General features: G+C 60.7%; 8 protein-coding genes. 1 reads left to right on the top strand and 7 read right to left on the bottom strand.

The window, feature by feature from the left end:
• Positions 1–210 precede the first annotated feature (210 nt).
• Complete coding sequence (locus HU765_RS26230) at positions 211–1,620, bottom strand: PLP-dependent aminotransferase family protein (RefSeq protein ID WP_186623982.1); 1,410 nt, start codon at positions 1,618–1,620, stop codon at positions 211–213.
• A gap of 90 nt (positions 1,621–1,710) precedes the next feature.
• Here HU765_RS26230 and HU765_RS26225 point away from each other — a divergent pair, with 90 nt between their 5' ends.
• Positions 1,711–2,640: an EamA family transporter gene (locus HU765_RS26225; RefSeq protein WP_186623980.1), complete on the top strand. Its 930-nt coding sequence runs from the start codon at positions 1,711–1,713 to the stop codon at positions 2,638–2,640.
• Here HU765_RS26225 and prpD read toward each other — a convergent pair.
• The 6 genes from prpD to HU765_RS26195 all read right to left on the bottom strand — a co-directional run bounded on the left by prpD (position 2,633) and on the right by HU765_RS26195 (position 11,222).
• Entirely contained in the window at positions 2,633–4,117 is a 1,485-nt protein-coding gene (gene prpD / locus HU765_RS26220; RefSeq protein ID WP_186623978.1) for a 2-methylcitrate dehydratase, read from the bottom strand. The genes HU765_RS26225 and prpD overlap by 8 nt on opposite strands.
• A 186-nt stretch (positions 4,118–4,303) precedes the next feature.
• A complete protein-coding gene (gene prpF, locus HU765_RS26215; RefSeq protein ID WP_186623970.1) occupies positions 4,304–5,506 on the bottom strand; it encodes a 2-methylaconitate cis-trans isomerase PrpF in 1,203 nt (400 codons plus the stop codon).
• A 54-nt stretch (positions 5,507–5,560) separates the two neighbouring features.
• Positions 5,561–8,155, bottom strand: a complete 2,595-nt coding sequence (gene acnD, locus HU765_RS26210; protein ID WP_186623968.1) for a Fe/S-dependent 2-methylisocitrate dehydratase AcnD — start codon at positions 8,153–8,155, stop codon at positions 5,561–5,563.
• Between the two features lie 195 nt (positions 8,156–8,350).
• Positions 8,351–9,478, bottom strand: coding sequence for a 2-methylcitrate synthase (prpC, locus tag HU765_RS26205; RefSeq protein WP_186623966.1), 1,128 nt, complete (start codon positions 9,476–9,478; stop codon positions 8,351–8,353).
• Between the two features lie 131 nt (positions 9,479–9,609).
• Positions 9,610–10,503 carry a methylisocitrate lyase gene (gene prpB, locus HU765_RS26200; RefSeq protein WP_186551582.1) on the bottom strand — a complete coding sequence of 298 codons (894 nt, stop codon included), beginning with the start codon at positions 10,501–10,503 and terminating at the stop codon, positions 9,610–9,612.
• Positions 10,500–11,222 carry a GntR family transcriptional regulator gene (locus HU765_RS26195; RefSeq protein ID WP_186551606.1) on the bottom strand — a complete coding sequence of 241 codons (723 nt, stop codon included), beginning with the start codon at positions 11,220–11,222 and terminating at the stop codon, positions 10,500–10,502. The genes prpB and HU765_RS26195 overlap by 4 nt, the downstream gene beginning before the upstream one ends.
• Positions 11,223–11,416 lie beyond the last annotated feature (194 nt).

The following is an 11,416-nucleotide window of genomic DNA, read 5'->3' as shown; positions in this document are numbered from 1 at the left end:
TCGCGAGCAGGCTCGCTCCCACAGGGTTTTGTGGTGAATGCAAAATTTGCAGACACACCCGAAACCTGTGGGAGCGGCAGTTCAAGTAGTTCTGCATTGCCTGGCCTGGCGCCTTCGCGAGCAGGCTCGCTCCCACAGGGTTTTGTGGTGAATGCAAAATTTGCAGACACACCCGAAACCTGTGGGAGCGGGCTTGCTCGCGAAGAACGATCACACGGTTTCCGTCAATGCCTTGGCCAGGGCTTCGAAGCCTGTAAGCAACAACTGGTCATCCCCCACCGGGTTGCACACACTCACCCGAATGCATTGCGGCACCGCCCCATGCCCGACCGCAAACGCCTCGGCGGTGGCCACCAGATAGTTGTTCTCTTTCAGTTCCGCCGCAATCTGCGACGCGCGCCACAGCTCAGGCACTTGCACCCAGAAATGCGGACTGTAAGGGTGAGTGTTGTAATTCAAATCCTGCATGACTGGCGCCACCAAAGCCTTGCGCCGAGCGATTTCGCTGATCTGTTCATCCAGCAAGCGCTCGGCCATGCCGCTTTCGATCCATAGGCTCGCCACCTCCATCGAGAGCGGATTGGCCATCCAGCACGTGGCGCGAATGGCTGCGCTCAGCCGCCCGATCAGCGCCTGTGGCGCGTGCAGATAACCCACGCGCAACCCGGCCGACACCGCTTTGCTCAAACTGCCGATCAGCACTGAGCGTTCCGCTGCGAAATCACTCAGCGGCAGCGGCCGCTGGCGGTCGAGCACGGCGTGCGCTTCGTCTTCGATGATCAGCAGATTGTGTTCGCGGCAGAGCCCGGCGATCGCCTTACGCCGTGGGACCGACATCACGGCGGCCGTAGGATTCTGGATCGTCGGCGTGCAATACAGCGCGCTAACCCGGTGCTGACGGCAAATGTCCCCCAATGCCGAGGGCAGAAGTCCTTCGTCGTCCATCGCGGCGCCGATAAGCTTTATCCCGAGCTGACGTGTGACGCTGATCAATCCGGGGTAGGACAAATGCTCGGTGACCAGCGTGTCGCCTGCCTTGAGCAAGCCCATCAGCGTGCACAGCAAACCGTGCTGACCGCCGTTGACGCACAGCACCTGATCGGCGTGCGGCACAAAATCGCCATGACGCAACCAGACAGCGCCTGCCAACCGATGCCGTGCCAAACCACTTTCGGCGGTGTAGCCGGTCAATTGCCGCAAGACGTCCGGATCGGTAGCCAGATCCTTCAGCGACTGGCTCATGAACGCCGCTTCCTGACCCGGTATCGGTTGGTTCCGGCTCATGTCGAAATACGCCAGCGGCTCGTCGCTGACGTTGCGAAAGCCCTTATCCTGGGGCCGCTCCATCCCGCGCTGACGCACATACGTGCCATCTCCTACACGGGCCATGACCAAACCGACACGCTCAAGCTCGCCATAAGCACGGCTGACCGTTCCGATGGTGACGCCGAGACTGTCGGCCAATAGCCGGTGCGGTGGCAGCTTGCTGCCGGCGTCGATAATGCCCTCCTCGATCGCCTGTGCGACGGCGCCGGCGAGGCGTTTGTATTTCACACCCGCGCGGTTGGCGAGCCCGTCCCGCAGGATTGACACCATGGCAATACTTGCTTTGACAGACATTAGCGCCCCGAATAGCGTGCTGAAAACAGGTTCAATCAGAGATAGACCTTTTCAACGAAGCGGTCAATCCGCACGCCGGGAGCACGCGCCATGTCGACCACTGTCAGCACACCGATCAGCATCAACAAGCCCTGGCTCGCCGGATTTATCACCAGCCTGCTGTTTCTCATCGTTTGTCTGAGCTGGGGCACCACATGGCTGGGGATCAAGATCGCGGTTGAGAGCGTGCCGCCACTCACTGCCGCAGGCCTGCGCTTTTTGATTGCTTTCCCGCTGTTCCTGAGTTTCGCGCTGTTGCGAAAGGAGCCTTTGCTGTTCCCTCGGCAAAGTCGCTGGTTCTTTGTGTTCGTCACGCTGTCGTATTTCAGCGTGCCCTACTACCTGCTCAACTACGGCGAAATCCACGTGTCATCGGGCCTGACGGCGCTGCTGTTCAGCTGCATGCCGGTGTTTATTCTGGTGTTCTCTGCGTTATTTCTGCGCGAGAAAATCTACCCTTCGCAGATGCTCGGCATTGCCATTGGTTTTGGCAGTCTGTTCATGATTATCCGCAGCCAGGGTTTGCATGTGGATAAAGCCGAATGGCTCGGTGTGCTGGCGATTTTCGGTGCAGCGGTGCTGCACGCGCTGTGCTACGTGGTGACCAAAAAACATGGCACTGCGATCAGCGTGATCACCTATAACGCCTTGCCGATCGGCATCGCCGGGCTGCTGTTATCAATTGTCGGGCTGAGCTTCGAAGCGCCGCAATTTCAGAACGTGACCGCGCGCGCATGGGGCGCCCTGCTCTATCTCGGACTGGTGGCGTCGGTGGGTGGGTTCATCGTTTATTTTCTGCTGCTTAAACGCTTGAGCCCGATCATTCTGTCATTCGTGTTTATCATTTTTCCGGTGTTCGCCGTGATCATCGGCGCCTGGTATGAGGGCCAGGCGCTCTCGAAGGAGCTGATGATCTATTCGGCGATCCTGTTGAGCGGTTTTGCGATCACCAAGCTGCCGTTTGAAAAATGGTTCAGATAACCCACAGATCGACAAAGCGATTGACCGGCGTCGCCTCAAGCCGCGCCTGGTCCTTGCACAAATCGAATATTTCGCCGCTACGCTGGGCGCTGAAGCGCGTCGCCAGATTCGCTTTGAACTTGTCCTCAAGCAGGGGAATGCCCTCTGCACGACGACGGCGGTGGCCGATCGGGTATTCCACAACGATGTTGTCGGTGCTGCTGCCGTCCTTGAAGAAAACCTGCACGGCGTTGGCAATCGAGCGCTTGTCAGCCTCGAGGTACTCACGGGTGAAACGCGGCTCTTCGACGATGAGCATTTTGTCGCGCAGCACATCAATGATCGGGTGCGCCTTGTGGAAATCATCTTCGTAATGCTCAGCAATCAGATTACCGAACGCCAGCGGTACCGCGGTCATGTATTGCAGGCAGTGGTCGCGGTCGGCGGCGTTGGCCAGCGGCCCGGCCTTGGAAATGATGCGGATCGCCGACTCGTGCGTGGTGATGACGATGCGGTCTATCTCATGCAGTCGATTGCGCACCTGGGGATGCAGCGTCACCGCTGCTTCGCAAGCCGTTTGCGCGTGAAACTCTGCGGGGAAGCTGATCTTGAACAGGACGTTTTCCATGACGTAGCTGCCGAACGGTCGCGAGAAACCGAAGGCGCGTTTGTCGTCCGGCTTCAGCGCCAGATCGTTGTTGGTGTGACTGAACGACACGTCATAGAAGCCCCACTGGCTGGCGCTCAGCACACCGGGAATGCCCATCTCGCCACGCATCGCAATGTCGGCCAGACGCACTCCCCGACTGGTCGCATCGCCCGCCGCCCAGGATTTTCGCGAGCCGGCGTTCGGCGCGTGGCGATAGGTACGCAGTGCCTGCCCGTCGGCGAACGCGTGGGACAAGGCCGATAAAAGCTGCTCGCGATTGGCGCCCATCAGTTTGGCAGTGACGGCGGTCGAGGCGACTTTCACCAGAATGACGTGGTCGAGTCCTACGCGATTGAAGGAGTTTTCCAAGGCAATCACGCCCTGAATCTCGTGCGCCATGATCATCGCTTCCAGCACATCGCCCACCGCCAGCGGCGCTTCACCATTGGCCAGGCGTTTTTGCGACAGGTGATCGGCCACCGCAAGAATTGCACCGAGGTTGTCCGAAGGATGCCCCCACTCGGCGGCGAGCCAGGTGTCGTTGTAGTCGAGCCAGCGGACGATGCAGCCGATGTCCCATGCGGCCTTCACCGGATCCAGACGATACGGCGTGCCGGGAACCCGTGCGCCGTGAGGCACCACGGTGCCTTCAACCATCGGCCCCAGCAGTTTGGTGCATTCTGGAAAACGCAGCGCCAGCAGGCCGCAGCCCAGCGTGTCCATCAGGCAGTGGCGGGCGGTGGTCAGCGCTTCGCTGGATTCGGGTTTGAAGGTCAGAACGTAGTCGGCGATGTCCTGCAGGACACGGTCGTAGTCGGGGCGGTTGTTCAGGTCGACGTTGGCGCTCATGTTCGATTCACTCGTGAAGTGGTTCGTTGATGGGACCTCGGTTCAGGGCTATTTTTTTTATGGTTGAAATGCAATCGACTGTAGGAGTGAGCCTGCTCGCGATGGCGGCGTGTCAGACAACACTGATGCTGAATGTCAGCCCGCTATCGCGAGCAGGCTCACTCCTACAGTTTGTTCGGTGTTGTATCAGAAACAATCGCCGGGCACGCGTACGTACCCTTCCATCAGAACACGCGCGCTACGGCTCATGATGGCTTTTTTCACCACCCACTCGCCGTTCTCCAGCGTCGCTTCAGCGCCGACGCGCAACGTCCCGGACGGATGGCCGAAACGCACGGCATTGCGTTCAATGCCACCCGCCGCCAGGTTCACCAGGGTTCCGGAAATCGCCGCCGCCGTGCCGATCGCTACTGCCGCCGTGCCCATCATCGCGTGGTGTAGCTTGCCCATCGACAACGCGCGCACCAGCAGATCGACATCATCCGCGGCAATCGCTTTACCGCTCGACGCTACGTAATCCGCAGGCTTGGCCACGAACGCCACTTTCGGCGTGTGCTGGCGTTTCGCTGCTTCTTCCAGGTGGGAGATCAGGCCCATGCGCAACGCACCATAGGCACGAATGGTCTCGAACATCAGAAGCGCTTTCGGATCGCCGTTGATCGCGCCTTGCAACTCGGTGCCGGTGTAACCGATGTCTTCGGCGTTGACGAAAATTGTCGGGATCCCGGCATTGATCATGGTCGCCTTGAACGTACCAACCCCCGGCACTTCCAGCTCATCGACCAGATTGCCGGTGGGGAACATCGAGCCACTGCCGCCCTCTTCTTCTGCCGCCGGGTCCATGAACTCAACCTGTACTTCGGCCGCCGGAAAAGTCACGCCGTCGAGTTCGAAATCACCGGTTTCCTGCACTTCGCCGTGGGTGATCGGCACGTGGGCAATAATCGTTTTGCCGATGTTGGCCTGCCACACGCGCACCACGGCGACACCGTTGTGCGGAATGCGGCTGGCATCGACCAGACCGTTGCTGATGGCAAACGAGCCGACCGCCGCCGAGAGATTGCCGCAGTTGCCGCTCCAGTCGACGAACGGCTTGTCGATGGACACTTGGCCGAACAAGTAATCGACGTCGTGATCGGCGCGGGTACTTTTCGACAGGATTACGGTTTTGCTGGTGCTCGATGTTGCGCCGCCCATGCCGTCGATCTGCTTGTCGTACGGGTCGGGACTGCCGATCACCCGCAGTAGCAGCGCGTCGCGGGCGGGACCTGGAACCTGCGCCGCTTCGGGCAGATCTTTGAGGCTGAAGAACACCCCTTTGCTGGTGCCGCCGCGCATGTAAGTGGCGGGAATTTTGATCTGCGGTGCGAAATTAGCTGCGTGAGCCATGGTGCTCCTTACCGAAGGCATGGGACTTAAAATCCCATGCCCCTATCAGTTGATTTAAACAGCCACCGCCGAACCCTCGAGGAAGTCCTGGGCAAAGCGCTGCAACACGCCGCCGGCCTCGTAGATCGACACTTCTTCAGCGGTATCGAGACGGCAAGTCACCGGCACGTCTACCCGCTCGCCATTCTTGCGATGAATCACCAGCGTCAGGTCCGCGCGCGGCTTGCGCTCGCCGACCACGTCGTAGGTTTCGCTGCCATCGATGGCCAGCGTATGGCGGTCGGTGCCCGGTTTGAATTCCAGCGGCAACACGCCCATGCCCACCAGATTGGTGCGGTGAATGCGCTCGAAACCTTCGGCGGCAATCGCCTCGACACCGGCCAGGCGCACGCCCTTGGCCGCCCAGTCACGGGACGAACCCTGACCGTAGTCGGCGCCGGCAATGATGATCAGCGGCTGCTTGCGCTCCATGTAGGTTTCGATGGCTTCCCACATGCGCATGACCTTGCCTTCAGGCTCGACGCGGGCCAGCGAACCCTGCTTGACCTTGCCGTTTTCCACGACCATTTCGTTGAACAGTTTCGGATTGGCGAACGTCGCGCGTTGTGCAGTCAGGTGGTCGCCACGGTGGGTGGCGTAGGAGTTGAAGTCCTCTTCCGGCAAGCCCATCTTCGCCAGGTATTCGCCGGCGGCGCTGTCGAGCATGATCGCGTTCGACGGCGACAGGTGGTCGGTGGTGATGTTGTCCGGCAGCACCGCCAGCGGACGCATGCCCTTGAGCGGACGCGCGCCGGCCAGCGCACCTTCCCAGTACGGCGGACGGCGAATATAAGTACTCATCTCGCGCCAGTCGTAGAGCGGTGCGACTTTCGGGCCGGTGTCTTCGAGGACGGCGAACATCGGAATGTAGACCTGACGGAACTGCTCAGGCTTGACCGAAGACTTGACCACCGCATCGATTTCTTCGTCGCTCGGCCAGATGTCTTTCAGGCGAATTTCGCGGCCATCGACCACGCCCAACACATCCTTCTCGATATCGAAACGGATGGTCCCGGCAATCGCGTAGGCGACCACCAGCGGCGGCGACGCGAGGAACGCCTGCTTGGCATACGGATGAATGCGGCCGTCGAAGTTGCGGTTGCCCGAGAGCACGGCGGTGGCGTACAGGTCGCGGTCGATGATTTCTTGCTGGATCACCGGATCGAGTGCGCCGGACATGCCATTGCAGGTGGTGCAGGCAAACGCCACGACACCGAAACCGAGCTGTTCCAGTTCCGTGGTCAGCCCCGCTTCGTCAAGGTACAGCGCCACGGTTTTCGAGCCCGGTGCCAGCGAGGATTTCACCCACGGCTTGCGCGTCAGGCCGAGTTTGTTGGCATTGCGCGCCAGCAGGCCGGCGGCGATGACGTTGCGCGGGTTGCTGGTGTTGGTGCAACTGGTGATCGCCGCGATGATCACCGCACCGTCGGGCATTTGCCCTGGCACGTCATCCCACTGACCGGAGATGCCTTTGGCGGCCAGATCCGCGACCGCGACGCGCGCATGCGGGTTGCTCGGGCCGGCCATGTTACGCACTACCGAAGACAGGTCGAAGGTCAGGCCGCGCTCGTATTGCGCGCCCTTCAGGCTGTCGGCCCACAGGCCGGTGAGCTTGGCGTATTGCTCGACCAGTTGAACCTGCTGGTCCTCACGACCGGTGAGTTTCAGGTAATCGATGGTTTGCTGGTCGATGTAGAACATCGCCGCCGTGGCGCCGTATTCCGGGGCCATGTTGGAGATGGTCGCGCGATCGCCGAGAGTCAGCGCCGCCGCGCCTTCGCCGAAGAACTCCAGCCAGGCGCCGACGACTTTCTGTTTGCGCAGGTATTCAGTCAGCGCCAGCACCATGTCGGTGGCGGTGATGCCCGGTTGCAGCTTGCCGGTCAGCTCGACGCCAACGCTTTCTGGCAGACGCATCCACGAGGCGCGACCGAGCATCACGCTCTCGGCTTCAAGGCCGCCGACACCGATGGCAATGACGCCCAGCGCATCGACATGCGGCGTGTGGCTGTCGGTGCCGACGCAGGTATCCGGGAACGCCACACCGTCGCGCACCTGGATCACCGGCGACATTTTCTCCAGGTTGATCTGGTGCATGATGCCGTTGCCCGGCGGAATCACATCAACGTTCTTGAAGGCCTTTTTGGTCCAGTTGATGAAGTGGAAACGGTCTTCGTTGCGCCGATCTTCGATGGCGCGGTTTTTCTCGAACGCCTGGGCATCGAAACCGCCCGCCTCGACCGCCAGCGAATGGTCGACGATCAGTTGCGTCGGCACTACCGGATTGACCTGCGCCGGATCGCCGCCCTGCAAGGCAATGGCGTCACGCAGGCCGGCGAGGTCGACCAGCGCGGTCTGGCCGAGAATGTCGTGGCACACCACACGTGCCGGGAACCACGGGAAGTCGAGGTCGCGTTTGCGTTCGATCAATTGCTTGAGCGAGTCGGTGAGCGTCGCCGGATCGCAGCGACGCACCAGATTTTCCGCCAACACGCGGGAGGTGTACGGCAGGGTGTCATAGCTACCGGGCCGGATCGCCTCGACGGCCGCGCGGGTGTCGAAGTAATCCAGCGGCGTACCGGGCAGGTTCTTGCGAAATTTTGTGTTCATCGGGTCAGGACTCGGGGTCACGGTGATTTCAAAGGGTGAGCAAACACCAGACTCAGGATTCACACTGTCCCTTGTAGGAGTGAGCCTGCTCGCGATAGCGGTGTGTCAGTCAACACTGATATCAACTGAAAAGACGCCATCGCGAGCAGGCTCACTCCTACAGGGGGTTGCGGTGTCCTCGGGTCAGCTCACCATTCAGCGACGTTCGATTGGCACGAACTTGCGCTGGTCGACGCCGGTGTACTCGGCGCTTGGGCGGATGATGCGGTTGTTGGCGCGCTGTTCGAAAACGTGCGCGGCCCAGCCGGTCAGGCGCGAGCAGACGAAGATCGGCGTGAACAGCTTGGTCGGGATGCCCATGAAGTGGTACGCCGAGGCATGGTAGAAGTCGGCGTTGGGGAACAGTTTCTTCTGCTCCCACATGGTCTTGTCGATCGCTTCGGAAACCGCGAACAGCACCTGGTCACCGACCTCGTCGGCGAGTTTTTTCGACCAGCCCTTGATCACCTCGTTGCGCGGGTCGCTGTCTTTATAGATCGCATGGCCGAAGCCCATGATCTTGTCCTTGCGCTCGAGCATGCCGAGGGTGCCCTTGATCGCCTCCTCGGGCGAAGAGAAGCGCTCGATCATGTCCATTGCCGCTTCGTTGGCACCGCCATGCAACGGGCCGCGCAGCGAGCCGATAGCTGCGGTGACGCAGGAATACAGGTCCGACAGGGTCGAAGCGCAAACGCGTGCGGTAAACGTCGAGGCGTTGAATTCGTGTTCGGCGTAAAGGATCAGCGACACGTTCATGACTTTGACGTGCAGTTCGCTCGGCTTCTTGCCATGCAGCAAGTGCAGAAAGTGGCCGCCGATGCTCGGCTCGTCGCTCACGCAATCGATGCGCTTGCCGTCGTGGCTGAAGCGGTACCAATAGCACATGATCGCCGGGAACGCGGCGAGCAGGCGATCGGTCTTGTCGCGCTGCTCGGAGAAGTCTTTCTCCGGCTCGATGTTGCCAAGAAACGAACAGCCGGTGCGCATCACGTCCATCGGATGGGCATCGGCGGGGATGCGTTCCAGCACTTCCTTGAGCGCTTGCGGCAAGTCGCGCAGCTTGCTCAGTTTGTCTTGATAGGCGGCGAGTTGCGCCTGGGTCGGCAGTTCGCCGTACAGCAGCAGGTACGCTACTTCTTCAAATTGCGCGTCGGCGGCCAGTTCGCGCACATCGTAGCCGCGGTAAGTCAGCCCGGCTCCGGCCTGGCCCACGGTGGACAATGCGGTTTGCCCGGCCACCTGGCCCCGGAGTCCGGCGCCACTGAGTACTTTTGCTTCGGCCATTGTTGTCTCCAGTTTTCTTGAATTTGTAGGGGAAACAGGTGGGAGCGAGCCTGCTCGCGAAGCGTGCATCAGGGACACCGCGTTATCGTTGGCGCCCACTCGCGAGCAGGCTCGCTCCCACAGGGGCTTGTTCAGCCTTTTTTCTGTGCAAACAACGCATCGAGCTTCTGCTCGAACGTGTGGTAATCAATACGATCGTAGAGCTCCATGCGAGTCTGCATGGTATCGATGACATTCTGTTGCGTGCCGTCGCGGCGGATCGCGGTGTAGACGTTTTCCGCGGCCTTGTTCATCGCGCGAAACGCCGACAGCGGATACAGCACCAGCGACACGTCGGCACCAGCCAGTTGCTCGGTGGTGTACAGCGGCGTCGCGCCGAATTCGGTGATGTTGGCCAGAATCGGCGCTTTCACCCGGCTGGCGAACAGCTTGTACATCTCAAGCTCGGTAATCGCCTCGGGGAAGATCATGTCAGCGCCCGCTTCGATGCACGCCGCCGCGCGATCCAGAGCCGATTCAAGGCCTTCCACCGCCAGCGCGTCGGTGCGCGCCATGATCACAAAGCTGTCGTCGGTGCGCGCATCGACCGCGGCTTTGATGCGATCGACCATTTCCTGCTGGCTGACGATCTCTTTGTTCGGGCGATGGCCACAGCGCTTGGCGCCGACCTGATCTTCAATATGAATCGCCGCCGCGCCGAACTTGATCATCGATTTGACGGTGCGCGCGACGTTGAACGCTGACGAGCCGAAACCGGTGTCGACGTCCACCAGCAGCGGCAGGTCGCAGACATCGGTGATGCGCCGCACGTCCGTCAAGACGTCATCGAGACCGGTAATCCCCAGATCCGGCACGCCGAGCGAACCTGCGGCCACCCCGCCACCGGACAGGTAAATCGCCTTGAAACCGGCGCGCTTGGCCAGCAGCGCGTGGTTGGCGTTGATCGCACCAACCACTTGCAATGGATGCTCGCTGGCGACCGCATCGCGGAAACGCTGGCCTGGCGTGTTCAGTCTGGAACTCATGACTCACCTCGTTCAGTGGCTGTCTTATTGTGGGCACCGTCCTGGTAATGACGGGCGATGTTGCGTTTCGAGGCGCCGATATGGCGGCGCATCAGCAATTCGGCGAGTTCGCCGTCACGGTCGGCGATGGCATCGAGAATCCGGTGATGTTCAGCGAACGCCTGACGCGGGCGGTTCGGCGTGGTGGAAAACTGAATGCGGTACATGCGCACCAGTTGGTACAGCTCACCGCAAAGCATCTGCGTCAGCGTGCGATTACCGCTGCCCTGGATGATCCGGTAGTGGAAGTCGAAATCGCCTTCCTGCTGGTAGTAGCCGACACCGGCCTGAAACGCTGCGTCGCGCTCGTGGGTTTCCAGCACCCGGCGCAGCTCATCGATTTCTTCTACGCTCATGCGTTCGGCCGCCAGGCGGCAGGCCATGCCTTCGAGGGATTCGCGGATTTCGTAGAGTTCGATCAATTCGGCATGGTTGAGCGACACCACCCGCGCGCCGACGTGCGGCACACGCACCAGCAGGCGCTGGCCCTCCAGGCGATGAATCGCCTCACGCAACGGTCCGCGGCTGATGCCGTAGGTGCGCGCCAGCTCCGGCTCGGAAATCTTGCTGCCCGGGGCGATTTCACCTTTGACGATAGCGGCCTGAATGCGCCGGAAGACGTTTTCCGAAAGCGTCTCGGTATCTTCGCCGCTGATGACCGGAGGATCGAGTTGATCCAGCATGATTGTCGACACCTTGATATCCAATGCGGCAAAAACTAGCTAATTAGCCCGCGCACGTCAAAGGATAAATAGGTATTGTCGACAATCGTCTAATAACCGCAGCCAACCGACCCTCTATTACTGTGGGAGCGAGCCTGCTCGCGAAGGTGCAATATCAGTCAGCATCTGCTTCGAATGACACACCGCCTTCG

Source organism: Pseudomonas sp. SWRI81 (assembly GCF_014268545.1).
GTDB lineage: Bacteria > Pseudomonadota > Gammaproteobacteria > Pseudomonadales > Pseudomonadaceae > Aquipseudomonas > Aquipseudomonas hamedanensis.
The sequence above is the reverse complement of the archived record's forward strand: the minus strand, read 5'-3'. Positions and strand labels throughout refer to the sequence as shown.